This is a genomic window from Lactobacillus sp. UMNPBX4 (assembly GCF_002554115.1).
Classification (GTDB): domain Bacteria; phylum Bacillota; class Bacilli; order Lactobacillales; family Lactobacillaceae; genus Lactobacillus; species Lactobacillus gallinarum.
Genome location: NZ_PCZF01000114.1, coordinates 1 through 1,435, shown reverse-complemented (window position 1 = coordinate 1,435; position 1,435 = coordinate 1). Strand labels below are relative to the sequence as shown.

General features: G+C 37.6%; 1 protein-coding gene. It reads left to right on the top strand.

Annotated elements, in window-relative coordinates; genetic code table 11:
* Positions 1-135: 135 nt before the first annotated feature.
* The gene (locus tag CP355_RS09920) at positions 136-1,401 is read left to right on the top strand and encodes an ISL3 family transposase (RefSeq protein ID WP_098044448.1); all 1,266 of its coding nucleotides are present in this window, start codon (positions 136-138) and stop codon (positions 1,399-1,401) included.
* Positions 1,402-1,435: the final 34 nt, after the last annotated feature.

Below are 1,435 nucleotides of genomic sequence, written 5' to 3'. Positions count from 1 at the left end.
GGCTCTATGATAAATCCTGTTGATAGATTTCTATGATATTCTATCAATGGGATTTTTTGGTAGAAAAAAAGAGGCATAAGCCTCACTACATAAAATCCTTTGATACCACTCTTTAGAAATTAAGGTGTTTTGCTTATGTCCTCATACAATGATTGTATTAAATTTTCTCTGAATATTAAAGACCCACTGTTAGAATTCTTGGATATTTCAATTGGAAAGTATCGTAATCGCGATGCAAAGTTTTACCATGCAGTAGCTCATCTAGATCAATGTCTTAATTGTGGCTCAACTAATATCGTCCACAATGGTCATTTATATTCTAATGTGCGCTATCCTGCTTTAGATGCTAGCTTGCCTGTCTTTATCAGAGTAGCCAAGCAGCGAGTTATTTGTCGCGATTGTCATATGAATTCAATGGCTGAAACGGAATTAGTAGAAAAATACTGCTGTATCTCTAACGCCACTAAACGTAAAATTATTGGTTCTCTAACTGAAGATTGGTCCATGAAAAGCATTGCCAGACAAACTTCGACCTCAACCAACACTGTACAGCGCGTATTGGAGCGATACGGTTACTCTACCGTTGAAGATACCGATTGGCTGCCAGAATACTTAGCCTTTGATGAATTCAGAGGCGTTGGCAGACAGCTGCACTTTATCGCTATTGATGGTCATACTCATAAAATAGTTAAAGTGCTGCCTACCAGACTTAAGAAAGATATCATCAACTACTTCAAACGTTTTCCTCTTACGGTAAGAAACAAGGTCAAAACTGTAACTATGGATCTTAATTACTACTATGACATCATGGCTAAGGAGCTTTTTCCTAATGCTCAAGTAATTCTTGACCGTTTCCATATCGTTCAAATGCTCAATCGTTCTTTTAATTCTTGCCGTATTCAAGAAATGAAGAAGCACAAGAAAGGCACCAAAGAATATAACCTGCTTAAATATTATTGGAAACTGTATCTCAAACCATTTGAGGATCTTGAAAAAGTAAAGCCGTACCATCAACCAAGGCTAAAGGATACTCTGACTCAGGAACAAGTTGTAGCTGATGGACTCAGACTAAGTCCCGAGCTTGAGAACACCTACAATCTTATGCAAGATATCAGTAAAGCTTTAAGAGACAGAGATACCGATAAACTCAAGGATTTAATCAAAAGCAAAGATCACGTTGGCAACATGATGCATACCACGTTGAATACTTTCAAACGAAATCTTCATGATATTCTCAACGCTGCTAAGTTTGATGAATCTAACGGCTGTCTTGAAGGTACAAACCGCAAGATTAAACAAATTGAGCGTACTGCTTATGGCTACGCTAATTTTACTCATTTGATAACTAGAATTCAGTTAGAAGAAAAAGGTGCCATTATCAATAGAGTAGAGGGAGTTTAATTCTCGCCCCTCTCATTGCACCGGACGTACGGTT